At 71.0% G+C, this 24,067-nt stretch carries 25 protein-coding genes and 1 tRNA gene; 17 read left to right on the forward strand and 9 right to left on the reverse strand.

The annotated features are described in order from the left end of the window. From G3573_RS09195 to G3573_RS09205, 3 genes are all read right to left on the reverse strand, one after another. Nucleotides 1-2,399, reverse strand: a 2,399-nt coding sequence (locus G3573_RS09195) for a hypothetical protein (RefSeq protein WP_163260791.1), incomplete at its 3' end; no start/stop codon positions are given. Further along, entirely contained in the window at nt 2,396-3,259 is an 864-nt protein-coding gene (locus G3573_RS09200; protein ID WP_163260792.1) for a molecular chaperone, read from the reverse strand. The genes G3573_RS09200 and G3573_RS09195, both read right to left, overlap by 4 nt. A 62-nt stretch (nt 3,260-3,321) precedes the next feature. Then, complete coding sequence (locus G3573_RS09205) at nt 3,322-3,822, reverse strand: DUF4402 domain-containing protein (protein WP_163260793.1); 501 nt, start codon at nt 3,820-3,822, stop codon at nt 3,322-3,324. A gap of 345 nt (nt 3,823-4,167) precedes the next feature. Here G3573_RS09205 and G3573_RS09210 point away from each other — a divergent pair, with 345 nt between their 5' ends. Together G3573_RS09210 and G3573_RS09215 are read left to right on the forward strand one after the other, a co-directional pair. Next, entirely contained in the window at nt 4,168-4,902 is a 735-nt protein-coding gene (locus G3573_RS09210) for an ATP12 family protein (RefSeq protein ID WP_163260794.1), read from the forward strand. A 111-nt stretch (nt 4,903-5,013) separates the two neighbouring features. Continuing rightward, nucleotides 5,014-6,456, forward strand: a complete 1,443-nt coding sequence (locus tag G3573_RS09215; protein ID WP_163260795.1) for a methyl-accepting chemotaxis protein — start codon at nt 5,014-5,016, stop codon at nt 6,454-6,456. Between the two features lie 4 nt (nt 6,457-6,460). Here the strand turns inward: G3573_RS09215 and G3573_RS09220 are convergent, their stop codons facing one another. Beyond that, nucleotides 6,461-6,802, reverse strand: a complete 342-nt coding sequence (locus tag G3573_RS09220) for an extradiol dioxygenase (RefSeq protein ID WP_163260796.1) — start codon at nt 6,800-6,802, stop codon at nt 6,461-6,463. 134 nt (nt 6,803-6,936) lie between these two features. Here G3573_RS09220 and G3573_RS09225 point away from each other — a divergent pair, with 134 nt between their 5' ends. The 5 genes from G3573_RS09225 to G3573_RS09245 all read left to right on the forward strand — a co-directional run bounded on the left by G3573_RS09225 (nt 6,937) and on the right by G3573_RS09245 (nt 10,956). Next, nucleotides 6,937-7,866, forward strand: coding sequence for a hypothetical protein (locus G3573_RS09225; protein WP_163260797.1), 930 nt, complete (start codon nt 6,937-6,939; stop codon nt 7,864-7,866). A gap of 95 nt (nt 7,867-7,961) precedes the next feature. After that, nucleotides 7,962-9,494, forward strand: coding sequence for an acyl-CoA carboxylase subunit beta (locus tag G3573_RS09230; protein ID WP_163260798.1), 1,533 nt, complete (start codon nt 7,962-7,964; stop codon nt 9,492-9,494). Nucleotides 9,495-9,517: 23 nt separating this feature from the next. After that, nucleotides 9,518-10,015: a hypothetical protein gene (locus G3573_RS09235; protein WP_163260799.1), complete on the forward strand. Its 498-nt coding sequence runs from the start codon at nt 9,518-9,520 to the stop codon at nt 10,013-10,015. A gap of 40 nt (nt 10,016-10,055) precedes the next feature. Then, nucleotides 10,056-10,445, forward strand: a complete 390-nt coding sequence (locus G3573_RS09240) for a hypothetical protein (RefSeq protein WP_163260800.1) — start codon at nt 10,056-10,058, stop codon at nt 10,443-10,445. A 25-nt stretch (nt 10,446-10,470) separates the two neighbouring features. Continuing rightward, nucleotides 10,471-10,956: a hypothetical protein gene (locus tag G3573_RS09245; protein WP_163260801.1), complete on the forward strand. Its 486-nt coding sequence runs from the start codon at nt 10,471-10,473 to the stop codon at nt 10,954-10,956. A 3-nt stretch (nt 10,957-10,959) separates the two neighbouring features. On the opposite strand, the gene G3573_RS09250 is transcribed toward G3573_RS09245, so the two are convergent. Then, the gene (locus G3573_RS09250) at nt 10,960-11,475 is read right to left on the reverse strand and encodes a heme-binding protein (RefSeq protein ID WP_163260802.1); all 516 of its coding nucleotides are present in this window, start codon (nt 11,473-11,475) and stop codon (nt 10,960-10,962) included. A 128-nt stretch (nt 11,476-11,603) separates the two neighbouring features. Between G3573_RS09250 and G3573_RS09255 the strand changes: the two genes are divergently transcribed. Then, nucleotides 11,604-12,968 carry an FAD-containing oxidoreductase gene (locus G3573_RS09255; protein WP_163260803.1) on the forward strand — a complete coding sequence of 455 codons (1,365 nt, stop codon included), beginning with the start codon at nt 11,604-11,606 and terminating at the stop codon, nt 12,966-12,968. A 176-nt stretch (nt 12,969-13,144) separates the two neighbouring features. Here G3573_RS09255 and msrB read toward each other — a convergent pair whose 3' ends face one another. Further along, nucleotides 13,145-13,633 (reverse strand): peptide-methionine (R)-S-oxide reductase MsrB, encoded by a 489-nt coding sequence (msrB, locus tag G3573_RS09260; RefSeq protein WP_163260804.1) that lies wholly within the window; start codon nt 13,631-13,633, stop codon nt 13,145-13,147. A gap of 109 nt (nt 13,634-13,742) precedes the next feature. Between msrB and G3573_RS09265 the strand changes: the two genes are divergently transcribed. Next, nucleotides 13,743-14,354, forward strand: coding sequence for a DJ-1/PfpI family protein (locus tag G3573_RS09265; RefSeq protein ID WP_163260805.1), 612 nt, complete (start codon nt 13,743-13,745; stop codon nt 14,352-14,354). A gap of 233 nt (nt 14,355-14,587) precedes the next feature. On the opposite strand, the gene G3573_RS09270 is transcribed toward G3573_RS09265, so the two are convergent. After that, complete coding sequence (locus tag G3573_RS09270) at nt 14,588-16,024, reverse strand: hypothetical protein (protein WP_163260806.1); 1,437 nt, start codon at nt 16,022-16,024, stop codon at nt 14,588-14,590. A gap of 165 nt (nt 16,025-16,189) precedes the next feature. Between G3573_RS09270 and G3573_RS09275 the strand changes: the two genes are divergently transcribed. The 4 genes from G3573_RS09275 to G3573_RS09290 all read left to right on the forward strand — a co-directional run bounded on the left by G3573_RS09275 (nt 16,190) and on the right by G3573_RS09290 (nt 19,584). Continuing rightward, nucleotides 16,190-18,175 carry an acetyl/propionyl/methylcrotonyl-CoA carboxylase subunit alpha gene (locus G3573_RS09275; protein WP_163260807.1) on the forward strand — a complete coding sequence of 662 codons (1,986 nt, stop codon included), beginning with the start codon at nt 16,190-16,192 and terminating at the stop codon, nt 18,173-18,175. 34 nt (nt 18,176-18,209) lie between these two features. Then, nucleotides 18,210-18,620, forward strand: a complete 411-nt coding sequence (locus G3573_RS09280; protein ID WP_163260808.1) for a hypothetical protein — start codon at nt 18,210-18,212, stop codon at nt 18,618-18,620. Nucleotides 18,621-18,688: 68 nt separating this feature from the next. Further along, nucleotides 18,689-19,111, forward strand: coding sequence for a DUF805 domain-containing protein (locus G3573_RS09285; RefSeq protein WP_163260809.1), 423 nt, complete (start codon nt 18,689-18,691; stop codon nt 19,109-19,111). Between the two features lie 68 nt (nt 19,112-19,179). Next, nucleotides 19,180-19,584 (forward strand): DUF805 domain-containing protein, encoded by a 405-nt coding sequence (locus G3573_RS09290; RefSeq protein WP_163260810.1) that lies wholly within the window; start codon nt 19,180-19,182, stop codon nt 19,582-19,584. Nucleotides 19,585-19,588: 4 nt separating this feature from the next. Here G3573_RS09290 and lipB read toward each other — a convergent pair whose 3' ends face one another. After that, nucleotides 19,589-20,311 carry a lipoyl(octanoyl) transferase LipB gene (gene lipB / locus G3573_RS09295; RefSeq protein ID WP_163260811.1) on the reverse strand — a complete coding sequence of 241 codons (723 nt, stop codon included), beginning with the start codon at nt 20,309-20,311 and terminating at the stop codon, nt 19,589-19,591. On the opposite strand from lipB, the gene G3573_RS09300 reads away from it, so the two are divergent. Beyond that, nucleotides 20,310-20,639: a FliM/FliN family flagellar motor switch protein gene (locus G3573_RS09300; RefSeq protein WP_163260812.1), complete on the forward strand. Its 330-nt coding sequence runs from the start codon at nt 20,310-20,312 to the stop codon at nt 20,637-20,639. The two genes, lipB and G3573_RS09300, sit on opposite strands and share 2 nt — an antisense overlap. Here G3573_RS09300 and G3573_RS09305 read toward each other — a convergent pair. Then, entirely contained in the window at nt 20,636-21,007 is a 372-nt protein-coding gene (locus G3573_RS09305; protein WP_346427362.1) for a response regulator, read from the reverse strand. The two genes, G3573_RS09300 and G3573_RS09305, sit on opposite strands and share 4 nt — an antisense overlap. Before the next feature lie 118 nt (nt 21,008-21,125). Between G3573_RS09305 and G3573_RS09310 the strand changes: the two genes are divergently transcribed. From G3573_RS09310 to G3573_RS09320, 3 genes are all read left to right on the forward strand, one after another. Then, nucleotides 21,126-21,210: transfer RNA gene (locus tag G3573_RS09310), tRNA-Leu, on the forward strand. A 48-nt stretch (nt 21,211-21,258) separates the two neighbouring features. Continuing rightward, a complete protein-coding gene (mgtE, locus tag G3573_RS09315) occupies nt 21,259-22,665 on the forward strand; it encodes a magnesium transporter (RefSeq protein ID WP_163260814.1) in 1,407 nt (468 codons plus the stop codon). Between the two features lie 169 nt (nt 22,666-22,834). Beyond that, on the forward strand, nt 22,835-24,067 hold a 1,233-nt coding region (locus tag G3573_RS09320), incomplete at its 3' end, for a lysozyme (RefSeq protein ID WP_163260815.1).

The raw sequence follows: 24,067 nt of genomic DNA on the forward strand, positions 1-24,067 counted from the left end.
GTGGTCCGGCCCGCGCGCGGCGCGAACTCGATGACCTCGGCCGGGGCGGCCAGGTACGGGTCGCCGAGCGAATCCGCCGGCACGCGAAGCCGCGCGCGCGGCGCCACGCCCAGGCCGACCAGGGCGACGCGGCCGTCCGCGTCGGTCGCGGTCGGGCGCTGACCGCCCTCCAGCTTCAGATCGGGCAGGGCCGGTTCGCCGGGCTGGCGGGCGCCGTCGTGGTTGCGGTCGACGAAGGCCAGCAGGGCGAGATCGCCGCCGCTGGCCACGCCCGGCCGGGCCGCGACATAGCGGCGGCCCCAGGGATCAGGCCAGGCGCCCAGAGCCAGCTGCACGCCGACCCGCACGTCGCCGTCGCGTACGCCGTAGGCGCCGGTCAGGGACAGGTCCATGGTCGAGAGCCGCCAGGTCTGGGCGGCCGAGACCGTGGTGTCGGGCGTCTCGCCGAAGCTATGGGCCACGCCAAGGCGCAGCGCGCTGCGGTCGGCGACCTCCCAGTCGGCGTTGACGAATGCGGTCGAGAGCCGCCGCTCGGGCAGGACCTCGTAGGTCAGGCCGCCCCGCAGGCGCCAGCCGTCGGCCGACAGCTGCGAGATGTCCCACGCGCCCGCGAGGCGGTCGGGCTCGGCCAGCGCGCCGTCGTGCTGGTAGGACCAGCCTGACGACCAGTACCAGCCGGCCACCGCCGTCGACACGCGCAGGCCCGCCTGCAGAAAGGCCGTGCCGTCGACGCTCTCGTCTCGACGCGCGTCGGCCGAGACCGGCACGGCGAGGTCCTTGAAGAACACGTGGGCCAGGGCGTCGACGCGCAGCTCGGTCGAGCGGCGCAGCGGCGTCACGCCCGGAAGCGCCCCGCGCGGATGGGTCTCGTCGAGGAAGCCGCCCGCGTACTCGGCGTGGCGCGCGACCAGGGAGACGCCGAACGGCCGTCCGGCCGCGCCCAGGGCCGCGGCGGTCGCGCCTGTGCTGTCGCCCGCCAGGTCGGCCTGCAGGGCGAAGCCGTCGAAGGAGGTGCGCAGGCCCCCGCTGACCAGCTGGCGGGTGTCGTCCAGCGCCGGCGTGTACTGGGCGAAACCGGCGCTGACGCTCAGGTTCGAGGTCAGGCCGTAGTCCAGCGTGCCGGCGAAACGCCAGCGGCCGTAGCCCGGGTCGCCGGGCCCGCCTACGCTGTCCAGCTCGACCACGGGCACGTTCTGCTGCACCGCGCCGAAGCTGGCGTAGAGCCGCCCTTTGGGCGTGCGGCCCTGGCCGTAGTTGATCCGCCGCACCTCCTCGCGCCGCTCGCCGCGCGGGCCGTAGAACACCAGGCGCAGCACGTTGCCGCCGAAGGCCAGCGGCACGTCGTTGAACTCGTAGCGGCCGGCGACCGGCGCGGATTGCGAGCCGCGCAGCACGTCGTTGACGTAGAGCTCGACCTCGTAGCCCGGCGGAAGATCGCCACGCAGATCCAGGCCGTCGAACACGTCGGCCGCCTCCAGCGGGGCGGTCGTGAAGAAGCCGCCGCGGCCGCCCGCGCTACGCGCGCCCAGCGAGGTCTGCGGGCTGTAGGCGTCGCCGACCGCCGCGCGCGTCACGCCCCAGGGCCGTCCGGTGGCGCGGCCGTCGACGTCGGTACGCTCGAACAGCATGCGCACGTAGCTGAGCCGCCCGTCATCGTCGGAGCCGGCGTTCACCTGATAGCCCGCCCGCGCCAGGTCGCCGGCCAGGCGCAGGTCGTAGCGCCCGACAAGCTCCGGCTCGCGGTTGGACCAACCGGCGTCCAGCACCAGCTCGACGGCCGGCGCCGTGGCCAGCGCATAGGGCGTGGTCACCCGCATGACCGTCTCGGCCGGCGCGCCCGTCACGCCCAGGCCGTCGCGGCGCTGCTCGCGCGCCAGCCGCTGCTGGAAGGGCAGGGCCTCCTTCGGGGTCAGGGTGAGCTTCAGGCCGGACAGGTCGGCTTCCGCGCCGACCGGCAGCAGCTTCTCGACCAGGTCGGTGCGCACGTAGATGTCGTCGTCGAACAGCACGGCCTCGGCAGCCGACACGGAGAAGTCGCGCCCGTTCGCCGTGGCGCGGCCGCTTCTCAGGTCGAGGCTCACCGTGCGGGCCCGGTCCATCACCCAGCCCTCGGCCCGCCGCTCGGGGGGAACCACGACCACGGCGAGGTCCAGCAGCCGCGCCAGCGTGCCCAGCGGAAGCCAGACCCCGCCCCGCGCGGCGTAGCCCTCGAACGAGTCCGACAGCGGCTGGCCCGCCGCCTCGACCTCGAACAGCATGAGGTCGTCGCGCCCGAACGGGGCGGCGGCGGTGGCGGAGGTTTCGACCCGTTGGCCATCGGTCGTCTCGGCATGGGCGACCGCCGCGACGCTCAGCAACAGAACGCAGAGCGCCAGGCCGGTCCGGACAAGCGCGGTCATGGGGCGGCGTAGGTCGCCGTCGCCAGGGCCGCGCCCGGGTGAGTGTCGTCGTCTCGATAGGTCACGGTCAGCCGTTCGCCGGCCGCCGGCGCCCGGCTCAGCGGCACGCGCAGGGTGCGGCGGCCGATCTCGGGATAGACGCCGACGCCGCGTACGCCGCCGATCTTCTCGGCCGGCTTGCCGGGGCGCTGGGCCTCGACCTCCACGTCGCCGTAGAGCGAGCTCGCGCCCTTGCGGACCAGCTCCATGTTCAGGATCTGCGGGTCGGCCGCGGCGTAGCGCAGGCCCTCGATGCCGGCGTTCACGTCCGGGGCGCCCTGGCGCACGATCACCGGAATGCTGAGGCTGAACACGGCGACCACGCGCACCGACAGCTCCTGGCTGGAGCCGCCGGCGGCGGCCTGGTCGGCGGTCAGGCCGGTGTCCTGCGGCGGCACGGCGGTGACCAGCAGGTGGCTGCGGTATTCGCCGGCGGCCAGGTCGGCCGGGCGCAGGATGCGCAGCCGCACGGTCTGGCTCTGCTGCGGGCCCAGCGTCACGCGTCGGGGCGTGAAGGTGACCAGCGGCTTGGCCGAACGGACCCCGGCGGCCTCCGCGGCGCCGGGCGTGTCGCCCAGCCGCTCGATGCGGCCTTCCGGCGTCATCGCCTGGTCGATCAGCTCGATGTTGTAGGTGGCCGGCTGGTCGCCCTGGTTGAACACGAACAGCGTGGCCGATCGGCCGGCGTCGTCGAACACCAGGCGCTTGGGCGAAAGGTTCAGGTCCGCGCCGACCGGGGTCGAGGCGTGCGAACCCGCAACGCCCACCACCAGACAGGTCAGCAAGGCGAGCCTCAGGGCCCGCACCCACGTCCACCGCATTCAGATCCCCCCGAGGATGAACACGGCGACGGCGGGCGGTGAGGCCCGCCGTCGCCGTCGGCTCAGTTGTAGCTGGCGGTCACGTTGAAGGTGCCCGTGTAAGACCCCGTGCCCGTCGCGGAGGTGATCGGCGCGCTGCCGCCGACCTTCACGGTCTTGGAGCCCGAGCCGCCCAGCGAGCCCGACAGCGGCAGGCTGTCGAAGTCGTTGGTGGTGGTGACGGTCAGGTTGCCGGCGCTGCCCGAGAGGGTGAAGGTCGGATCGACCGACACCGAGATGGCCTGGCCGCCTTCACCGTCGATGGTGAATCGGGCCGGGGCCTGGGCGCCGCCGGAGTTGATGTTGGTCACGCCGCCGCTGTTCAGCGAGGCGCCCGCGACGCTGACGCCGACCGAGCCGGAGCCGGAGGTCGGGCGCACCACGGTGCCGAACAGCAGGTCGTCGTTCTTGGTGACGGTCAGCGGCCGGACGACCGTGACCGAGCCGTTCCCCGTCTCCGCAAGGGCGGAGGAGGCGGCCGCCAGCGCAACAGCGGCCACGCCGCAAGTGATCAACAGCTTCATGGCTGTTCCTTCTGCAGATGTCTGAAAACGTGGAAGAAACCGCACGCGCACCCGACGGCGCGGCATCCCGCGTCGTCCCGCCCCCCGGCGTGAATGGACCCGGCCTCTCGTTGAACCGGATACGGCGAAGCTAGCATCGCCGCGGGAGGCGAACCGGCCGGTGGACCGGCCAAGCTTCACCGTTCAGCCTGAATTCGCGGGGGTTTCGCTGACGCAAGACGGCGCCGTAGGAGGCGAATGCTTCCATCTCGCGGAGATTTCGGCCCCGTCGCGAAGCGTGCGGCGCCCCTTGCGGGACAAGCGCGTTCCGCTCCATAGGCGTCGTTCCCTGCGTGAGGCCCGACCATGTCCCAGTTCAAGGAACGTCCCGACCAGCTGTACCGCCCGCGGCGGTTCTGGACGGAAGCTTCGGTCGGTCCGCGGCGCGACGACGGCTGGCCGGTACTGCTGGACGCGCGCACCGCCCGCACCCCGGCCAAGGCCGAGCTGGTCCTGCCGACCGAGGCCCTGGCCCGACTGGTGGCCGACGAGTGGAACGGGGTGGGGGAGGTCGTCGACTACGCCCTGATGCCGGCCACGCGCCTGGCCTTCACCGCCATCGACCGGGTCTCTGAGACCCGCGCCGAGGTCGCCGACGAGGTCGGCCGCTACGCCGGCTCGGACGTGCTCTGCTACTTCGCCGACAGCCCCGCCGCCCTGGTCGACCGGGAGGAGGAACGCTGGGGCCCGATCCTGACCTGGGCCGAACAGGACCTGGGCCTGCACCTGGAGCGGGCGAGCGGCATCGTGCACCGGCCGCAGTCGCCCGAAACCCTGGCCCGCGCCCGCGCGCTCGCGGCGGAAAGCGACGACTTCGGCCTTACCGGACTGGCCTGGGCGGCCGGCCTGCTGGGCTCGGCGGTGCTGGCCTTCGCGCTGCAGCGCGGGCGGTTGAGCGGGGCGGACGCCTTCGACCTGTCGCGCCTGGACGAGCAGTACCAGGCCGAACAGTGGGGCGTGGACGCCGAGGCCGCCGAACGGGCCGAGGCGCACAAGTCCGAGGCGCTGCTGCTCGACCGCTGGTTCGCGGCGTTGCGCTAGACCTGCGACGCGCGACCGGCGTTACAGCAACCGTTAACCCTTGTTCCCCCACTGAATGCGTCGGGGCGCGCCCGACTCAAGGCGGCCCGGCTGCGAATAGGGGTGGGTCGCATGCGTGTGGGCGCAAAACTTGCGGTGGGCTTCGGCGTAACCGCGATCGGGGTCGTCGCCGCGGTCGCATCGACCTATGGCGCCCTGGAGCCTGCCGCTCGCGGCGGCCTGCTGCTGGGTGGGGCGAGCGTGCTCGCGATCGCCGGCGCGACCAGCTGGTGGCTGTTGCAATCCGTGGCTCGTCCGCTGACGCGCACCGTGGCGGCCGCCCGCGCCCTGTCGGCTGGCGACGCCGAGGTGAAGCTGCCGGACGCGCGGCGCCCCGACGAGATCGGGCAGATCGCTTACGCCCTGGGCCTGATCCGTGAAGCCGAACTGGAGGTGCGCCGCCGCGAGAGGGCCGGCGACGCCGAGCGCCGCGACGCCGAGGCCGCGCGCGCCGCCCTGGAGGCCGAGAGGGCTCGGTCCAACGCCACCGACGAGGCCATCGTCGCCGCCCTGGCCGGGGCGCTGCAGGCGCTGGCCGACGGTGACCTGACCCACCGCATCGACGCGCCGTTCACGGCCATGTCGCAGCCCATGAAGGACAACTACAACGCCGCCGCGGCCCGTCTTCAGGACGCGCTGGGCGGTGTGGCCGGCGCGGTCGGCGGCATGCACGCCGGGGCCTCCGAGATCAGCCGCGCGGCCGACGACCTGTCGCGCCGCACCGAGCAGCAGGCCGCCAGCCTGGAAGAGACCGCCGCGGCCCTGGACGAGCTGACCGCCACCGTGCGGCGCACCGCCGACAGCGCCGGCCAAGCGCGCGGCGTGGTCTCCACCGCCCGCAAGGGCGCGGAGCACGGCGGCGAGGTGGTGTCCCGCGCTGTCGCGGCCATGCACCAGATCGAGGGGTCGGCCAAGCAGATCGGCCAGATCATCGGCGTCATCGACGAGATCGCCTTCCAGACCAACCTGCTCGCGCTGAACGCCGGGGTCGAAGCCGCCCGCGCCGGCGACGCCGGCAAGGGCTTTGCGGTCGTGGCCTCCGAAGTGCGCGCCCTGGCGCAGCGCTCGGCCGAGGCGGCCAAGGAGATCAAGGCGCTGATCAACACCTCGACCGAGCAGGTCGACGCCGGCGTGGACCTGGTGGCCGAGACCGGGAAGGCCCTGTCCCAGATCGTCGCCCAGGTCGGCCAGATCGACACTGCGGTGAGCGAGATCGCCGCCTCGGCGCAGGAGCAGGCCACGGGGCTTCAGCAGGTCAACACGGCCGTCAACCAGATGGACCAGATGACCCAGCAGAACGCCGCCATGGTCGAGGAGTCCACCGCCGCCTCGCATAGCCTGGCCGAGGAGGCCGCCTCGGTGGCCCGGCTGATGCGCCAGTTCCGGACCGCGTCCACGGCTTCCGTCGAACGCCGTCCCGCCGCCCGCCCGCAGGCCGGAGGCTACGCCGGCGGCGCGGCGACCGCCCGCAAGCTGGAGCCGGTCGTGGACGAAGAGGGCTGGGAGGCGTTCTGAGGTCTCAGCGCGGGGAGGGGTGGCGCGGCTGGTAGATCCCGATCCGCTCGCCCGGCGCGACCTCCACGCCGATCGCCACGCCCCAGTCGGCCTCGCGCGCCGGGCTGTAGACGATCCCCTTGGCGTCCAGCGTGGCCATGACCGCCTTCAGGTCGTCGCACATGAAGTAGAGCTCGGCGTGCGGCGTCTCCTCGGTCGGGTGCACGCCCATCTCGGCCGGCGGCAGCTTGAAGATCAGCCAGCCCCCGCCGGCGTCGATCGCCGACACCTCCAGCACGTCGCGGAAGAAGGCGCGCACCTGCTCGGCGGCGCGGCTGTAGAGCATGGCGTGGACGCCGCTGATCATGTGGAACTCCCCTTTTGTGATGCAGCTTGTCGTGACTCCGCGTGACGACGAAGCCCGCTGGTGCCCACGCCACAGGTCGCTTGCGACCCTGCCACGAACGCCGCTATCTCAAACTCTGATTTCGGGGGATCAGGATGAGGTCGGTCTGGTTCGCGTCGTTTGCGCTCGCCGTATTTAGTTTCGCCGGGGTGGCGCACGCCCGCGCCGACGGTGCGAGCCCGGGCGCCTACCTGTCGGTAAGGGAAGCGCGCCAGCACGTGCCCCCGGCGCCCAAGGACTGCCCGGGCGCGTCCGCCCCGGAAGCGTGCACAGCTGTCTTCATTCCCGAGGACGGCCGGGCCGGCCTGCAGTGGCGTCCGGTCTGGATGTCGCGGGATCAGGTCGTCTGCCGCGACGAGCTGACCGCCGATTTTCGGGTCGCCTGCACCGATCCCGACGCCGTCCCCAGCGTGGATCCACGCCTGCGCGCGTGCTCAAGGGGGCGCGATGGCAAGAGTGTCGACTGTAGGGAGATGCCCTCCAACCTGAGGGAGCGCGCGCGTTCGATGCAAGAAGCCCTGCGCCATCCCCCGCGAGTTCCATGGGATTGCATCGACCGTACTAATGCGAACGCCTGCGCACTCGTTGTCGAGGCGGCCGAACGGGACTGGTGGACGACCGCCTGGGCGCCACGCGAAAAGGTGATCTGTGTGGACCGAACCGGGTCGGTCAAGCGGGTCGCCTGCGACGCGCCCGGCGCCTGGCCGACACGCAACGAACTGGACCTCTCGGACGAATACGCCACCCCGCAGGCGGCGCTGGGGCACATGGAGGCCGTGCCGGCCCGCTGCCGCGACGCCGCCGGGAGCAACGTCTGCGTCCCGAGCGTGATCTTCTTCGAGCGCACCCCCGGGCCGTCGACGGTTTGGATGTCGCGTTGGTCCGCGCCGAACGAGATCGTCTGCTACCCCGGCTACACCGTGGAGGCTTTCGACGAGGCTCCGGTCGCCTGCGAAGCCCCCGGGGCCGCGCGCTCGTTCCGCGGCCCGCCGCCCCGGCTGGAGGCGGTCAAAGTCGGGAGCTGATCGTCGCCCAGCCCCGCTTGCCATTTCACGTCACGTGCTTGCCACGATCCCCGCACGCTTCTAATCCGGGGCGCACAGTTCAGCCGGGTACCCCCATGCAGCACATCCTCGAGGAACTCGAATGCCGCCGCGCCCAGGCCCGTCTGGGCGGGGGCGAGAAGCGGATCGCCAGCCAGCACGCCAAGGGCAAGCTGACCGCGCGCGAACGCATCGAGGTCCTGCTCGACGAAGGCTCCTTCGAGGAGACCGACATGTTCGTCGAGCACCGCTGCACCGACTTCGGCATGGAGAACCAGAAGATCCCCGGCGACGGCGTGGTCACCGGCCACGGCACCATCAACGGCCGGCTGGTCTACGTCTTCTCGAAGGACTTCACCGTCTTCGGCGGCTCGCTGTCGGGCGCGCACGCCTCCAAGATCATCAAGATCCAGAAGATGGCGCTGCAGAACGGCGCGCCCATCATCGGCGTGTTCGACGCCGGCGGCGCCCGCATCCAGGAAGGCGTGGAGAGCCTGGCCGGCTACGCCGACATCTTCCTGCAGAACACCCTGGCCTCGGGCGTTATCCCGCAGATCTCGGTGATCATGGGCCCGTGCGCCGGCGGCGACGTCTATTCGCCGGCCATGACCGACTTCATCTTCATGGTCCGCGACACCAGCTACATGTACGTGACCGGCCCCGAGGTGGTGAAGACCGTCACCAACGAGGTCGTGACCCACGAGGACCTGGGCGGCGCGCGTGTGCACGCCCAGAAGTCGGGCGTGGCCGACGGCGCCTTCGACAACGACCTGGAGGCCCTGGCCCAGATCCGCCGGCTGATCGACTTCCTGCCGCTGTCGAACCGCGACCGGCCCGCGCCGCGCAAGACCTTCGACGACGCCATGCGCGACGAGGCCTCGCTGGACAGCCTGGTGCCGGCCAACCCGAACAAGCCTTACGACATGAAGGAGCTGATCCTGAAAGTCGTGGACGAGGCCGACTTCTTCGAGATCTCGCCGGACTACGCCAAGAACATCATCACCGGCTTCGGCCGCCTGGACGGCCAGACCGTCGGCGTGGTGGCCAACCAGCCGCAGGTGCTGGCCGGCGTGCTGGACATCGACTCTTCGCGCAAGGCCGCGCGCTTCGTGCGCTTCTGCGACGCCTTCGAGATCCCGCTGGTCACCTTCGTCGACGTGCCGGGCTTCATGCCGGGCACCAAGCAGGAGTACGGCGGCCTGATCAAGCACGGCGCCAAGCTGCTGTTCGCCTACGCCGAGGCGACCGTGCCGAAGCTGACCGTGATCACCCGCAAGGCCTACGGCGGCGCCTACGACGTGATGAGCTCCAAGCACCTGCGCGGCGACGTCAACTACGCCTGGCCGACCGCCGAGATCGCGGTGATGGGCGCCAAGGGGGCGGTGGAGATCATTTTCCGCGCCGAGGCCAAGGACCCCGAGGCCCTGGCCGCCCGCGAGGCGGAGTACAAGGCCCGCTTCGCCAACCCGTTCGTGGCGGCCTCGCGCGGCTACATCGACGACGTGATCATGCCCCACGGCACGCGGCGCCGGCTGATCAAGGCGCTGAAGACGCTGAAGAACAAGCAGCTGTCGAACCCCTGGAAGAAGCACGACAACATTCCGCTGTGAGGCGACGGGTACTGGGGGGATCGGTGCGACTGTGGCGCTTGGCGACTGTCGGGGCGGCTGCGGCGGCTGCGGCGGCTGCGGCGGCTGTCAGCGCCACTGCGGCCGCGTCGGACCGCATGGAATGGTCCCTCCACCTCGATGAGGGCGACGGGCCGGTGCTGATGTTCGCCACGCGGAACTCCGGCGATATTCCTCTGGAACTGACCTGCCGCGAAGGCGGCGGCGAAATCGAGATCGCCACCCTGGCCTACGACGAGGACGCGGGTCCTGGGCGGCTCCGGCTGACCTTCCGCAGCGGACCGACGAGCACGGCGTTTGCGGCTAGAGTCGCCGTGACCGAGTTCGAGGACGAGGGCGAGTACCCTTACGCGGAAGCCCGGCTCTCGTCGCGCGAGCCACTGCTACGCGCCTTCGCTTCCACCGGGAGGCTCTCCGAGGAGGCTGATCGCACCTATCTCCGCGACGCCACGACGGCGTCTGAACGCGAGGCTATCCGTCGCTTTTTCGAATTGTGCGGCTAAGCTTCGTGGAGGAAACACGACGACATTCCGCGGTGAGGACATGAGTAAAGGACGGCCGCCGCGGGCGCGCTCGCCGCAGGAGAAGAAGGCGCTGAGCTACGCCAAGGATCGGCGCAACACCTACGGCCAGAACGACAAGGCTTCCCGCAAGGCCATCCCGTTGCGCAAGGCCAAGGCGGCGCGCGCCGACCGGCACGGCGCCCGCCAGGACCTCGAACACCTTGCCGCCGCTTCCGAGGCGGCGGCCGACGTGATCGAGAGTTCCCTGCGCCAGGACACAGCTGGCCGGCGCCGATGGCAGAAGGGGCCGGACGAGCCGCTGGGGACGGTCGTTCAGAACAAGCTGCAGCGTCGCGTCGACAGTGTCGGCGCCAAGGCCCTGCGCCGGGCGGCGCAGGAGGCATGGAAGAAGCTGTTCTCGGGGAAGTAACGGCGTGGGACGGATGCGCGGTTTGATGATCACTCTGGCCGCGTTCGCGGCGGCCCTGGGCGGGACCGCCACAGCGGCCTCAGACCCCTACGTCTGGGGCTTCCACAAGGACGCCCAGAACCACGGCTATCTCGGCTACGCCGTCGACGAGACCGACAACGAGCCGGTGTCCCTGACCTGCGTACCGGGCAGCGGCCTGGTCCAGGTTCTCGTCTACCTGCGCGACTACCGGCGGCCGGGCGCCGGCGACGGTCCCTGGCCGGGGCGGGTCGAGCTCTGGGCCGGCGCCGCGCGGGCCGACTACGCCGCCCAGGTCAGCTACGACGGCGAGATCAACGACGGCTTCTACGCCGTCCTGCGGGCGCGCACGGCCGATCCGGTGATGACCGCCTTTCGGGTGACCGGAGGGCTGTCGGGCCCGACCGTCGGCGACTTTCCGGCCCGGACTTCGCCCGAGCGCGGCGCGATCAAGGCCTTCTTCAAGCACTGCGAGGGGCGCGAGCGCCCCTGAGCGCTACTGCACCGCCGCCGCGGCCGCGCGGCCGACCTGGCCGTCCTGGGCTGCGGTGGCGCCGCTGACGCCGATGGCGCCGATGGTCTTGCCGCCGACCACGATCGGCACGCCGCCCTCGATGGCGACGATGGAGTCGATCTCCAGCGCCCCCAGCCGGCCGGCGGCGACGCCGTCGGCCCACACCTTGGTCTCGCGGCCGAAGCGGGCGGCGGAGCGGGCCTTGGCCTGGCTGACGTCGATGGAGCCGTAGCCGGCCCCGTCCATCTTCTGGAAGGCGACCAGTTCGCCCGCCGGATCGACCACGGCGAAGGACATCACCCAGCCGTTCTTGCGCGCCTCGGCCTCGGCGGCGGCCAGCACCTTGCGGGCCTGGTCCTGCACGATCGGCGCGCCGTAGGGGTAGATCACCGGCGGGGCGGGCGTCGCGGCCGGCGCGCTCGGAGCCGCCGGCGAGGTCTGGGCCGAAGCGGCCGTGGCGAAGAGGGCCGCGCAGGCGGCGACGACGGCGAGACGCATCGGAATTCCCCCGAATCTGAAGGCGTCAGCATCAGCCCACGGCGCGCGGCGTGGCAACCGGCTTCGGCGCGCCCGCAACGCGGCCGCCGCTCCCGAGGTTCGTCGCCTGCAAGCAGCGGAGGGCGGCCATGGCGGAGTACGACGCGATCGTGATCGGGGCGGGTCAGGCGGGACCGTCGCTGGCGCTGCGGCTGGCGGCGACCGGCTGGCGGACGGCGATCATCGAGCGGGCCCGGGTCGGCGGCACCTGCGTCAATGTCGGCTGCACGCCCACCAAGACTCTGATCGCCAGCGCGCGCGTCGCCTGGCAGGCGCGCGAGGCGGCGCGCTGGGGCGTGAGCGTGGGCGAGCTCGCCGTCGACATGAAGAACGTGAAGCGGCGCATGGACGAGGTGGTGCTGGCCTTCCGACGCGGGCTCGAGCACAGCCTGAGCGAGACCGAAAACTGCACCCTGATCCGCGGTCAGGCGCGCTTCACCGCGCCGGGGACCGTCAGCGTCGGCGACCAGACGCTGACCGCCCGACAGATCTTCCTGAACGTCGGCGCGCGGCCGGCGCACCCGTCGATCGACGGCCTCGAGGGCGTCGGCTTCCTGACCTCCAGCACCGTGCTCAGCCTCGACGAGGTTCCGGCCCACCTGGTGATCATCGGCGGCAGCTATGTCGGGCTGGAGTTCGCCCAGGCGCACCGGCGTCTCGGCGCGCAGGTGACCGTCATCGAGGCCGACGCGCGTCTGCTGTCCCGCGAGGATCCGGAGGTCTGCGAGGCCATTCGCGGCGCGCTGCAGGCCGAAGGCGTGCGGGTGGTCACCGACGCCATGTGCGTGGCCGTCGAGCCGTGCGCGGCCGGGGTGCGCGTGCGGACCGGCCGCAGCGACGACGCGTCGGTGGTCGAGGGCTCGCACCTGCTGGTCGCGGCGGGACGCACGCCCAACACCGGCGACCTGGGCCTGGACGCGGCCGGCGTGGAGACCGACAAGCGCGGCTACGTGACCGTCGACGAACGGCTGCGCACGTCCGCGGAAGGCGTCTGGGCGCTGGGCGAATGCAACGGGCGAGGGGCCTTCACCCACACCGCCTACAACGACTTCGAGATTGTCGCCGGCGCCCTGCTGGACGGCGAGGACCGCAAGGTCGGCGACCGGCTGCCGGCCTACGCGCTCTACACCGACCCGCCGCTGGGCCGGGTCGGGATGACGGAGACCGAGGCCCGGGCGTCAGGCCGCAACGTGAAGGTCGGCGCGCGGCCCATGACCCGCGTCGCCCGCGCGCTGGAGAAGGGCGAGACCGAAGGCCTGATGAAGATCGTCGTCGACGCCGACAGCCAGGAGATCCTGGGGGCGGCGATACTCGGGCCCGGCGGCGACGAGGCCATCCACGCGGTGCTCGACGCCATGTACGCAAAGATGCCGTACCCGGCGCTGCGCCGCGCGATGCACGTGCACCCGACCGTGGCGGAGCTGATTCCGACGCTGCTGGGGGAGTTGAAGTGAATTTCCTTCTCCCCTTGCGGGAGAAGGTGGCCGGCGGAGCCGGCCGGATGAGGGGTGTCTGCGGCGACGAGTCAGGATGAGGAGCGGTGTCGCGCATGACGTTCAAACGTCCCGCCGCCACCCCTCATCCGACGCGCTCCGCGCGCCACCTTCTCCCGCAAGGGGAGAAGGTTAGCTCAGGCGAACTCTTCCCCGCGCCCCAGCGGGTCCGGCAGCTTCTCGCCCTCGGCCACGAAGTCCAGCGACACCGAATTTATGCAGAAGCGCAGGCCCGTGGGCGGGGGGCCGTCGTCGAAGACGTGGCCCTGGTGGCCGTCGCAGCGGGCGCAGCGGATCTCGGTGCGGACCATGCCGTAGCTGGTGTCCTGCACGAACTTCAGGTGGCTCTCGTCGTAGGGGGCGGTGAAGCTGGGCCAGCCGGTGCCGCTGTCGAACTTCTCGCCGCCGCGGAACAGCGGCAGGCCGCACAGGCGGCAGGCGAACACGCCCTTGCGCTTCTCGTCCAGGAAGGCCCCGCAGAACGGCGCCTCGGTGCCGTGGTGCAGCAGCACCCGCCTGGCCTCCGGATCCAGCTTGGCGGCCAGCGCCTGCAGCTGCTCGGGCGAGGGCGGGGTCAGGTCGAAGTCCGACGTGTGGGCGTGGGCGCTCTCGAGCCGGTCGGTCATGGTCGGGTCTCCGCTTTCGCCCCTCAACTGGCGTGTCGACGCGCGGTTTGCAAACCCGGCGGCGCGGGCGTAACCACGACGCCCCGCCACCTGAGCCCGGAGCCTTCCCATGCCCGCCGTCGCCACCGTTCTTCTGCAGCAAGGCGCCGCCGACTGGGAGTTCGGCCCGGTGCTGCCGGTGCTGCGCTACTATCTGGGCCTGGAGATCCGCACGGCCACGCCGGACGGCCATGCGGTCGAGACCATCGGCGGGCTGCGCGTGCAGGCCGACACCATCTTCGAGACCGCCAACATCGCCGACGCCGACATCGTCATGATCGTCGGCTCGGACGTCTGGCAGCCGCAGGGCGACAGCGCGCTGGAGAAGCGCCTGAAGGCCCGCGCCGACGCCGGCCGGCCGATCGCGGCCATTTGCGCCGGCACCCTGCCGCTGGCCCGCGCCGGCGTGCTGGACGGCCGCCCGCACACCTCCAACGCGCTGGGCTTCCTGAAGGAGAACGCCGCCGAGTACCACGGCGAGGCGCACTATCGCGACGTGGCCCACGCGGTCAGCGACGGGGTCATCGTCACCGCCCCGGGCTCGGCCCCGGCCAGCTTCGCCTGCGCGGTGGCCGCGGCGGTCAAGCCGGAGCGCGCCGCCGAAGTGGTCGCCTACTGGAACATGGCCCGCGGCGAGTTCGAGGCGCTGGGGACGGACCTGGAGAAGGTGTTTAGGGCCTGATCTTCCTTCTCCCCCTGAGGGAGAAGGACGGAGCCCGCGCGCCGGAGGGCGCGAGCCCGAAGGCCTGCGCGGGAGGATGAGGGGTCGCGCTAGGGCCGGCCGCCTCGTCCTTGTCCGCCAAAAGAAAAAGGGGCCGCAGTGCGACCCCTCATCCTCCCGTCCAGACCTTCGCCCGCAGGCGGGCTCCGGTGGACGGGTCCCTCCTTCTCCCTCAGGGGGAGAAGGAGCAACTCTTAGAGCGCCCCCGCCAGCCAGCTGCGCACGGCCGTCTCGTCGGCCGGGTCGCCGGAGTAGGCGAGGCTCGGCGTGTAGGGGGTGTGCGTGGCGCGCGGGCGGTCCAGCCAGGCGCGGTCGCCGATGCTGAGGTTGGCGAAGCCCGACGGCAGCGGCGAGACCGCCTCGCCGACGAAGATGCTGTCGGCGCTGGTCACCGAACCGGCGTGCACCACGCCCGGCAGGCGGGTGAACAGGTCCATCATGTTCAGGCAGGCGCGCGCGCAGGCGGCGTCGGTCAGCACCACGACCTTGGCCTTCATCGGGTTGGCCGGGGTCTCGGCCACCGCGGCGCGGGCCTCGTTGCGCTTCAGCAGCGGCTGGCCCGAGGCCAGGGCCTGGTCGAACTCGGCCAGCAGGGCCTCCCAGCGGGCCCATTCCTTGTAGTACTTGCCGTCGGTCTTCAGGTTGGCCAGCACGCCGGCGTAGAAGGCGCGGTTGTCGACCGAGACCCGATAGGCCACGTCGCCGAACTGGGGCGTGTGGGCCAGCACGAAGTCGGGGTCCCACAGCCAGTTGGCCACGCGGTAGCCGTGACGGCCCGGGCCGTCGCCGGCGCCGCGCATGTCGATCACCACCACCTTGGAGTTCTGGATCGCGGCGCGCTGAGCCTCGAGCTGGCCCAGGAAGGCCTCCCACGGCATGTCGTCGGCGAAGGACGGCAGGTGGATCCAGTAGCCGTCGTTCCACTGCTCGACCGACAGGGCGCGCTCCGGCAGCGGCGTGGCCGCCTGGAAGGCCGCCTTGCGCTGGGCCTCGGCGGTGAAGCCGTAGGTCAGGGTGAAGCTCTTCTTGCGCCCGGCGACGTCGAAATCGCACTTGGTCGGCTTGGCGCCGGCGAACGGGTTGCCGCGGTCCCACAGCAGGTAGGGCGCGGTGCGGGCGCGGTCGGCCTGCAGCTCGAGATCGCCTTCCCAGCGGTCCAGCCGCTCGCGGGCGATCGCCTCGGCCGGCTTCTTGTCGCAGGAGATCAGCTTGGCCCCGACCGGCGGGGTCTTGGAGCCGCCTTCGGACCAGGCGACGGTGTAGGCCCCGTCGCGCCAGGCGGTCGAGAAGCCCGGCCAGGCGCCCGCGAAGGACGGATCCAGCGCGGGCAGGGTGCGCACCACGCGGATGTTGCCGTCCCGGAAGCCGCCGGCGTAGCCGTTCAACGCGTAGTAGTAGCCCGAGGTGTCGGCCACCTTGTCCAGGCTGGCGCTGACCTGCTCGTAGCCGGTGTCGACCCAGCTGCGGAACGTGCCGCCGTCCTTGTCGACGTAGGCGGCCGGGTGATCGGCCTTCAGCAGCTCGCGCATCTTGGCGAGATCCTGACCCGCGGCGGCGCGCCAGTCCTGGGCTTGAGCGCCGGTCGCGGCCGCCAGGGCGGCGGCGCAGACGGCGAGGGCGAAGGCTTTCATCAGCGTACTCCGGAGTCGCGGCTTTAACGGTCAAGCTTATACCAGCGTTACCGTAAACCAACCCCTTGTCGCGAATTGCCAAGGCTTGGCCGCGTGTCGCGAATTGCCAACCAACGCCGGTCGCCGTAAGCAGGCGCGCTTCGGTTTATTGGGTCCGCGACCGCCATGTTCTCGAAAATCCTGATCGCCAACCGCGGCGAGATCGCCGTTCGCATCATCAAGACGGCCCGCCGTCTCGGGATCAAAACCGTCGTGGTCTATTCCGAGGCCGACGCCGACTCGATGGCCGTTGAGATGGCCGACGAGGCCGTGTTCATCGGCCCGGCTCCGGCGGCGCAGTCCTACCTGCTGGCCGACAAGATCGTGGAGGCCGTGCGCCAGACCGGCGCCGAGGCCGTCCACCCGGGCTTCGGCTTCCTGTCCGAGAACGCCGCCTTCGCCCAGCGCCTGAAGGACGAGGGCATCGTCTTCATCGGCCCGAACCCGCACGCCATCGAGGCGATGGGGGACAAGATCACCTCGAAGAAGTTCGCCGCCGAGGCGGGCGTCTCGACCGTGCCGGGCCACATGGGCCTGATCGACAGCCCCGAGCACGCCGTCGAGATCGCCGAAACCATCGGCTATCCGGTGATGATCAAGGCCTCGGCCGGCGGCGGCGGCAAGGGCATCCGCGTCGCCTATTCGAAGGCCGAGATGGCCGAGAGCTTCGCGGCCGTGAAGGCTGAGGCCAAGAACGCCTTCGGCGACGACCGGGTGTTCCTGGAGAAGTTCATCGTCAACCCGCGCCACGTCGAGATCCAGGTGCTGGGCGACAAGCACGGCAATGTCGTGCACCTGTTCGAACGCGAGTGCTCGATCCAGCGCCGCAACCAGAAGGTCATCGAGGAAGCCCCGTCGCCGCTGCTGGACGAGGCCACCCGCATGGCCATGGGCGCCCAGGCCGTCGCGCTGGCCAAGGCGGTCAACTACGACTCCGCCGGCACGGTCGAGTTCGTCGCCGGCCAGGACCGCTCCTTCTATTTCCTGGAGATGAACACCCGCCTGCAGGTCGAGCACCCGGTCACCGAGCTGATCACCGGCCTGGACCTGGTCGAGCAGATGATCCGCGTCGCCGCCGGCGAGAAGCTGGCGTTCGGCCAGTCGGACCTGAAGATCAACGGCTGGGCGATGGAGAGCCGGATCTACGCCGAGGATCCGTACCGCAAGTTCCTGCCCTCGATCGGCCGGCTGTCGCGCTACGCCCCGCCCGCCGAAGGCCCGGCCGCGACCGGCGCCTACACCGTGCGCAACGATTCCGGCGTCCGCGAGGGCGACGAGATCTCGATGTACTACGACCCGATGATCGCCAAGCTCTGCACCTGGGCTCCGACCCGGGAAGGCGCGATCGAGGGCATGGCCCACGCGCTCGAGGAATTCCACATCGAGGGACCGGGCCACAACGTTCCGTTCCTGTCGGCGGTGATGGACCAGGACCGCTTCCGCTCGGGCGCGATCTCGACCGCCTACATCGCCGAGGAGTTCAAGGAAGGCTTCCACGGCCTGGACGCCTCCGACTTCCAGCGTGACGTCATGACCGTCGCGGCCATGGCCATGCAGCGCCTGCAGGCCGAACGCAGCGGCGCGCCGACCAGCCGCTCGGAATGGATCGTCTCGATCGACGGCCAGGTGCGCGGCGTGCGCGTCACCCACTCCAACGGCGGCCTCGACGTCGAGCTGCCGGAGGAGGGGCGGACGCTCCGCCTCGACCAGGTCGACTGGCGTCCGGGCCAGCCGCTGTTCCGGGGCGTCCTGGGCGGCCGCAGCTTCGCCGCCGAGGTGAAGCCCGCCGCCGACGGCTATGTCGTGCGCCACCGCGCCGCCAAGGCGCGCGTGCGCGTGCTGGCCCCGAAGGTGGCCGAGCTCTACGCCCGACTGCCCGAGCGCCAGGCCGCCGACACCTCCAAGCTGGTGGTCTCGCCCATGCCCGGCCTGGTGGTCGCGCTGGACGTAAAGGCCGGCCAGGAGGTCAAGGAAGGCGAGACCGTCGCCATCATCGAAGCCATGAAGATGCAGAACATCATCAAGGCCGAGCGCGACGGCGTGGTGAAGTCGGTCGGCCCCAAGGCCGGCGACAGCGTCGCCGCCGACGAGGTGCTGGTCGAGTTCGCCTGAGCCCGCTAGCGTCACGGCGAGCCGGAGTTTTGTCGTGAAAGCCGCAGCCGCCCTCGTCGCATCGGCCCTGGCCGCGGCCGCCACGCCCGCCGCCGCGTGCAGCCTGGCCCAACCACGGGCGAGCGAAGGCTCGGTCGTGGCCGTCGGCGTGATCACCGATACCGAGGCCGCGCCCGCGACGCCGGAAGGCGAGGGCTCGACCCAGATCTTCAGCAGCCGGTTCACGGTCGAAAGCGTGCGGTTCGGCGCGCTCGACGCCGCCGGCGCGGTCGACGTCGCCTACACCGAATGGGAGCAGCCTCGGGCGCGGTGCGGCAACGGTCCGCCGCCGATCGACGGACAGCGCTATCTGGTCCTGCTGTCCGCGCCCGACGCCAAGGGCGTGCGCTCGGTCGAGTATTTCACCGAGAACCTAGCCTCCAAGGCCATCGCGTTTCCGCGCTGAGAGCGTCACCGGTTTACCGGCGGGACGAACATCCCTAGCTTTCGCGCCGGTATCAGCGTGGGACGTCCATGACCGATCGGATCGACTGGAGCGAGCTGTTTTTCTCGGCTGACGGGCGTGTCGCGCGCACGCCGTTCCTGATCGCCGGCGTGCTGCTGCTGCTGCTGTTCACGCTCTACGAGTCGCTGGTGGCCGGCAGCTCGCTGCTGCACTGGATCACCGGCGTGCCGGTCTATCTGCTGCTGGGCTATGTCGCGACCTGCGTGCTGGCCAAGCGCTTCCACGACCGCGGACGCTCCGGCTGGTGGGCGGCGCCGGTGCTGTTCGCCTACGCCCTGGTGCTGCCGTACCCGACCAACTTCTGGGACGTGCTGGGCATGATCCTGCTGGGCTGGGCCTTCGTGGAGTGCGCGCTGATGCCGAGCGAGCAGGGGGCCAACCGCTTCGGCCCCAGCCCGCGCCGCGCGCCGCAGGGCCCCGGCGGGGTGTGAACAAAGCTTAAGTTGCGGCGGCCCCTCCGCGGGCCGAGCCTCCCTGGCGACACTCTGGGAGGCCGCCGATGCTCAGCTTTCTGTTCGGGTTCAACGGGCGCCTGCGCCGGTCCCACTATTTCCTGGGCGCGCTGGCCGTCTGCGTGATCTCCAACCTGTTCGGCCTGGCGGCCATCAACGGCGACGCCGACGTGGTCGAAGGCCTGCACAGCTGGTCCATGGTGTTCACGCCCAATCCGGTGGTGGTGGCCCTGGCCTCGGTGATCGGGATCCTGGCCTTCTGGGCCAACATGGCGCTCGCCGCCCGGCGCTGGCACGACGTCGGGGCCAGCGGCTGGCTGGCCCTGCTGGCCCTGATCCCGGGCGCGAGCTTCGCCCTGTTCTTCCTGCTGTGCATCATCCCGGGGACCAAGGGCCCGAACCGCCACGGTCCGGACCCCAAGGCCGACAGCGGCGCGCCGGTGACGGCGTGAGCCGCTAGAGGCTCGGCGCCTCCGCCTCGACCACCTCGCCGAACACCCGCCTAAAGCTCGCCTTCAGCGCCTCGTCGGCCTCGTCCAGGCCGACGGGCAGGCCGAGGTCCACCAGGCTGGTCACGCCGTGCTCGGTGATGCCGCAGGGCACGATACCCCCGAAGTGGCTGAGGTCCGGCTCGACGTTCAGCGCGATGCCATGGAACGACACCCAGCGGCGCAGCTTCACGCCGATGGCGGCGATCTTGTCCTCGCGGGTCGGGAAGCCGGGCGCCTTGCGCTCGACCCATACGCCGACGCGCCCCTCGCGGATCTGGCCCTCGACGTTGAATTCGCCCAGAGCCCCGATGATCCAGCGCTCCATGGCCTCGACGAAGCCGCGCACGTCGCGCTTGCGGGCCTTCAGGTCCAGCATCAGGTAGGCTACCCGCTGGCCGGGGCCGTGATAGGTGAACTGGCCGCCGCGGTCGGTCTTGAACACCGGAAAGCGCTCCGGCGTCAGCAGGTCGGCTTCCTTGGCGGTGACGCCAGCGGTGTAGAGCGGCGGATGCTCCAGAAGCCAGACCAGCTCGCCGGCCGTTCCCTCGGCGATCTCCGCCACCCGCTTCTCCATGAAGGCCACGGCGTCGGGGTAGGGGACATAGCCCTTCGAGACCGCCCAACCGGCGGGCAGGCCGTCTTCGCGGGCGAAGGGCGGGGCGGAGATGTTTAACGCGTCGTCAAGCATGCCGATCCAATGTGGGAGCGTGATCCGCCGCGCAACAGGCGCCGGCGATTCCGGGGCGTATCGAAAAGCCGTGAGTCAGGTCGAAGCCGTCAACGTCGAAATCTCGGTGGTGCTGGGCCGCAGCTCGCTGCCCATGCAGCAGCTGCTGCGCATGGGCCGCGGCGCGGTGATTCCCCTGGACGCCCGCGAGAACGACGAAGTGTGGATCCTGGCCAACAACCATCCCGTCGCCCGGGGCGAGATCCAGATCCAGGACGACAAGATCGCCATCACCGTCACCCGCGCGGCCGACGTGTACGACTACATGGCCGGGGCCAAGAACACCTAAGCGCCCGCGCAGAGCGCCTTCAACTCGTCCACCACCTTGGCCAGCTCCTTGCGCGTGAACGGCTTCAGCAGCAGCGGCCGGTCCAGGTCCTCGTCGCGCACGCCGTAGCTGCCGTAGCCGGTGGCGTAGGCGAACGGCTTGCCGCGCGCGGCGAGCAGCTCGGCGATCGGATGGCTGCGCTGGCCGCCCAGGTTCACGTCCAGCAGGGCGGCGTCGAAGCCGTCGCCGATCGCGTGCTCCAGGCCTTCGTCGAGCGTCGGGACCGGGCCGACCACCTCGCAGCCGAGCGTCGACAGCAGCTCTTCGAGGAGCAGCGCCACCAGCGTTTCGTCTTCGACGACGAGGATGCGGAACGTGGACTCTGACACGGTGCGCGGTCTCACCATCACCGTAGGAAGCCGGCGTTCTACGGCGATTCTGCGACAAGGCTTCGACGAGCCTTCACAAGGGCGGAATCACTTGCTATTCCCCCGGCCTCCGACGCGTGCGGTCGTGGCGGAATTGGTAGACGCGCAGCGTTGAGGTCGCTGTGGGGCAACCCGTGGAAGTTCGAGTCTTCTCGACCGCACCAACTCTCTAAAGAACAAGTCGGGGACCACCCCGGCGTGAGGAGGCTGAGATGAGCGACACCGCCGCCCAGCCTCACGACCACGCGGCCGCTCTGGAAGAGCTGGCGCTTCGCGACGACTACGCCCTCAACCCGGAATTCGTCGAGCTGGTGGTCGACGCCGCCGACCGCGGCGACGGCCTGCGCCTGCGCGAGCTGCTGGCCGCGCTGCACCCGGCCGACGTCGCCGACCTGATGGGCTTCCTGTCGTCGGATCACCGGGCCGAGGTCGCGCCCTGGATTCCGCTGGACGAGCTGGCCGAGATCCTGCCCGAGCTGGACGACCGAATCCGCGAGGAGGTCGTCGAACTGCTGCCGCCCGGCGCCCTGGTCGAGGCGCTGCAGGAGCTCGACTCCGACGACGCCGCCGCCGTGGTCGAAGACCTGGAGGAGCACCAGCGCCGCGAAGTGCTGGCCGCCATGCCCGAAGGCGACCGGGCCGCGATCGAAAAGTCGCTGGCCTACGACGAGGAGTCGGCCGGGCGCCTGATGCAGCGCGAGGTCATGGCCGCGCCGCAGTTCTGGAGCGTCGGCCAGACCATCGACCACGTGCGCGGCCACGACGAAGAGCTGCCCGAGCTGTTCTTCGACATCTACGTCGTCGATCCGGCCTACAAGCCGGTGGGCGCTGTTCCAGTCAGCCGTCTTCTTCGTACGAAACGAGACGTGAAGCTCTCCGAGATCATGGAGCCGGTGACCGAAATCGCCGTCGACACCGATCAGGAAGAGGTCGCCTACGTCTTCGAAAAGTACCACCTGATCTCGGCGCCGGTGATCGACGCGGGCGGGCGGCTGGTCGGCCAGCTGACCGTCGACGACGTCGTGAACATCATCCAGGAAGAGAACCGCGAGGACATCCTGGCCCTGGCCGGCGTGACCGACGCGGGCCGCGACGCCCGCGTGCTGGGCATTTCGCGTTCGCGCATCCCCTGGCTGACGGTGAACCTGGCCACGGCCATGCTGGGCGCCTGGGTGATCTCGCTGTTCGAGGGCACCATCCAGAAGGTGGTCGCCCTGGCCGTGCTGATGCCGATCGTCTCGGCCATCGGCGGCAACGCCGGCACCCAGTCGCTGACCGTGACCGTGCGCGCTCTGGCCACCCGCGAGCTGACCGCGGCCAACTCGATCCGCACCTTCGGGCGCGAAATCGCGGTGGGCTTGCTGAACGGCCTGGCCCTGGCCCCCTTGATGGGCGTGGTGGCGGCGGTGTGGTCCGGCGACTACCGCATCGGCCTGGTGATCTGCGCCGCCATGGTGCTGAACCTCTTGATCGCCGCCTCGGTGGGCGTGCTGACGCCGTTGACGCTGTCGCGGCTGAAGTTCGACCCGGCGGTCTCCTCGGCGGTGTTCGTGACCGCCACGACCGATTTCTTCGGCTTCCTGATCTTCCTGGGCCTGGCGACCATCGTCCTGCTTTAGGACCGCGGCGTCCGACGACCGGAATTTCCGTTCACGAAATTGTCGACCTCCCGTTCGCTGAACGCGTTCTAGAGTGGCCAGCGGCGCCGTTGCGGCGGCGCGGGTCTTGCTCCTTCGCCTACGGGGCGAGGACGCCCGTGCCGTTTTGGGTCAGGGGACCGACGACGACATGCGATCGCGTTTGAAGATCTCCCGCGCGGGGATCGAACTGATCGAGAGCTTCGAAGGCTTGCGCCGCAAGGCCGCGCGCCTGCCCGACGGCCGCTGGACGATCGGTTACGGACACACGCTTTCCGCCCGCGAAGGGGCGGAGGTCACGGCCGAGGACGCCGAGGCCCTGCTGCTGTTCGACCTCCTTCCGGTGGTCGAGGCGGTCAACGGCCTGGTCTTCGTCGAGCTCACCCAGAACCAGTTCGATGCGCTGAGCGCCTTCGCCTTCAACGTCGGCGTCGACGCCTTCCGCAGCTCCGACGTGCTCAAGCGGGTCAACGAGGGCCGGCTGACCGAAGCCGCCTGCGCCTTCGACCTGTGGCGCAAGGCCGACATCGCAGGCGAGGAGATGGTGCTGGACGCCCTGATCCGCCGCCGCGCGGCCGAGAAGGCGCTGTTCCTGACCCCGGCCGACGGCGTGGTGCCGACGCCGACCCCGCTGGTCCGCCCGGCCTATGACCCGGCCATGGCGCCCCTGCTGCCGCAGCGCCGCCCGGCCCACATCGAAACCCCGCTGGAAGGCGATGAGGCGGTCGTCCGCCGCGTCGGTCCGGTCGAAGAACCCGAACCGCTCGCCGCCGAGCCGGAACCGGCGCCCGTCGCTGAACCGGTCGAAGCCGCGCCGATCGCCGAAGAAACGCCGGCCGAGCAGGCGCTCGCCGTGGCGGAGGAGGCCGAACCCGGCGCCGAAGCCCTGAACGCCGAAGCCCTGGGCGCCGCCGCCGAGCCGGTCGAAATTCAGTTCGAAGCCGCACCCGTCGTCGAGGTCGAGGCCGAGCTCGCGCAGCCGGTCGTCGAGCCCGAAGCTCAACCCGCCGAGGTCGAACTGGCCGTCGTCGAGGCCGCCGAACCGGGCGCCGAGGCGCTGGAGCCGGTAGTCGCCGCCGCGCCGGCCGTCGAGCCGACCGACGTCGTCGCGCCGCTGTGGAACGCCTTCGAACAGCAGGTCGCGGCCGCCGAGGCTTCCGAGCCGGGCGCGGAGGCGATCGCGCCGGTGATCACCCCGGTGATGGCCGAGCCGGTCGTCGAAGCGGTCGCGCCGCAAGCCGAACCTGTCGCCCCCGAGGCGGCCTTCGAACCGGTCGTCGAACCCGTCGCCGTCGAACCCGCGCCGGTCATGCCGGAGCCGGTCCAACCGGCGCCCCAGCCCGCCGCCGACACCACGCCCGGACCGGGCGCGCCGGCCCTGAAC

Origin of the sequence: Caulobacter sp. 17J65-9 (genome assembly GCF_010975005.1) — a bacterium.
Lineage (GTDB): Bacteria > Pseudomonadota > Alphaproteobacteria > Caulobacterales > Caulobacteraceae > 17J80-11.

Excerpts from the sequence above, each read along its gene's own strand:
- G3573_RS09250 (WP_163260802.1), bottom strand. The coding sequence starts at position 11,475 with ATGCGTCTCGCCGTCGTCGCCGCCTGCGCGGCCCTCTTCGCCACGGCC.
- G3573_RS09220 (WP_163260796.1), bottom strand. The coding sequence starts at position 6,802 with ATGATCAGCGGCGTCCACGCCATGCTCTACAGCCGCGCCGCCGAGCAG.
- msrB (WP_163260804.1), bottom strand. The coding sequence starts at position 13,633 with ATGACCGACCGGCTCGAGAGCGCCCACGCCCACACGTCGGACTTCGAC.
- G3573_RS09200 (WP_163260792.1), bottom strand. The coding sequence starts at position 3,259 with ATGCGGTGGACGTGGGTGCGGGCCCTGAGGCTCGCCTTGCTGACCTGT.
- G3573_RS09265 (WP_163260805.1), top strand. The coding sequence starts at position 13,743 with ATGCCCGCCGTCGCCACCGTTCTTCTGCAGCAAGGCGCCGCCGACTGG.
- G3573_RS09255 (WP_163260803.1), top strand. The coding sequence starts at position 11,604 with ATGGCGGAGTACGACGCGATCGTGATCGGGGCGGGTCAGGCGGGACCG.
- lipB (WP_163260811.1), bottom strand. The coding sequence starts at position 20,311 with ATGCTTGACGACGCGTTAAACATCTCCGCCCCGCCCTTCGCCCGCGAA.
- G3573_RS09205 (WP_163260793.1), bottom strand. The coding sequence starts at position 3,822 with ATGAAGCTGTTGATCACTTGCGGCGTGGCCGCTGTTGCGCTGGCGGCC.
- G3573_RS09275 (WP_163260807.1), top strand. The coding sequence starts at position 16,190 with ATGTTCTCGAAAATCCTGATCGCCAACCGCGGCGAGATCGCCGTTCGC.
- G3573_RS09285 (WP_163260809.1), top strand. The coding sequence starts at position 18,689 with ATGACCGATCGGATCGACTGGAGCGAGCTGTTTTTCTCGGCTGACGGG.
- G3573_RS09230 (WP_163260798.1), top strand. The coding sequence starts at position 7,962 with ATGCAGCACATCCTCGAGGAACTCGAATGCCGCCGCGCCCAGGCCCGT.
- G3573_RS09290 (WP_163260810.1), top strand. The coding sequence starts at position 19,180 with ATGCTCAGCTTTCTGTTCGGGTTCAACGGGCGCCTGCGCCGGTCCCAC.
- G3573_RS09300 (WP_163260812.1), top strand. The coding sequence starts at position 20,310 with ATGCCGATCCAATGTGGGAGCGTGATCCGCCGCGCAACAGGCGCCGGC.
- G3573_RS09240 (WP_163260800.1), top strand. The coding sequence starts at position 10,056 with ATGAGTAAAGGACGGCCGCCGCGGGCGCGCTCGCCGCAGGAGAAGAAG.
- G3573_RS09270 (WP_163260806.1), bottom strand. The coding sequence starts at position 16,024 with ATGAAAGCCTTCGCCCTCGCCGTCTGCGCCGCCGCCCTGGCGGCCGCG.
- G3573_RS09215 (WP_163260795.1), top strand. The coding sequence starts at position 5,014 with ATGCGTGTGGGCGCAAAACTTGCGGTGGGCTTCGGCGTAACCGCGATC.
- G3573_RS09245 (WP_163260801.1), top strand. The coding sequence starts at position 10,471 with ATGATCACTCTGGCCGCGTTCGCGGCGGCCCTGGGCGGGACCGCCACA.
- mgtE (WP_163260814.1), top strand. The coding sequence starts at position 21,259 with ATGAGCGACACCGCCGCCCAGCCTCACGACCACGCGGCCGCTCTGGAA.
- G3573_RS09210 (WP_163260794.1), top strand. The coding sequence starts at position 4,168 with ATGTCCCAGTTCAAGGAACGTCCCGACCAGCTGTACCGCCCGCGGCGG.
- G3573_RS09225 (WP_163260797.1), top strand. The coding sequence starts at position 6,937 with ATGAGGTCGGTCTGGTTCGCGTCGTTTGCGCTCGCCGTATTTAGTTTC.